The organism is Pseudomonas siliginis, assembly GCF_019145195.1.
Lineage (GTDB): Bacteria > Pseudomonadota > Gammaproteobacteria > Pseudomonadales > Pseudomonadaceae > Aquipseudomonas > Aquipseudomonas siliginis.
Genome location: NZ_JAHSTW010000041.1, coordinates 1 through 349 on the forward strand (window position 1 = coordinate 1; position 349 = coordinate 349).

Annotated in this window: 1 protein-coding gene; it reads right to left on the minus strand. The window is 55.6% G+C overall.

Annotated features, from left to right (window positions below; all coding sequences use genetic code 11):
* A partial coding sequence (locus KVG87_RS25760; protein ID WP_217853254.1) for an Hcp family type VI secretion system effector occupies positions 1 to 349 on the minus strand: 349 nt, incomplete at both ends.

Below are 349 nucleotides of genomic sequence, written 5' to 3' on the forward strand. Positions count from 1 at the left end.
GTGGGTCCAGGTGATTTTGCGGTAGGTGAACTGCACTTCTTCCAAGTGGGTGAAGTGCGCGTTGCCTGGATCCTGGCAGTTGTGCATTTTGTTGTTGATGGCGACGATGATCGCATCTTCCAGTTTGGTGGTGTAGTAGTGCTCTTGGGTGCCTTGAGCCGAAGTGCGGTACCACTGGATAACGATTTCGCTCATGCGCTCGCCGGAAGTCAGAGCTGCTTGCAGCAGTGGCGAAGCCTTGTCGTAGACCTTGGTGATCACAACTGGCTTGTGAACGCGCTGACCGGTTGGCTGACCGGATTGCGGGTCACGCGGGATGATCACGTCGTGGGTGAAAGCCTGAACCATA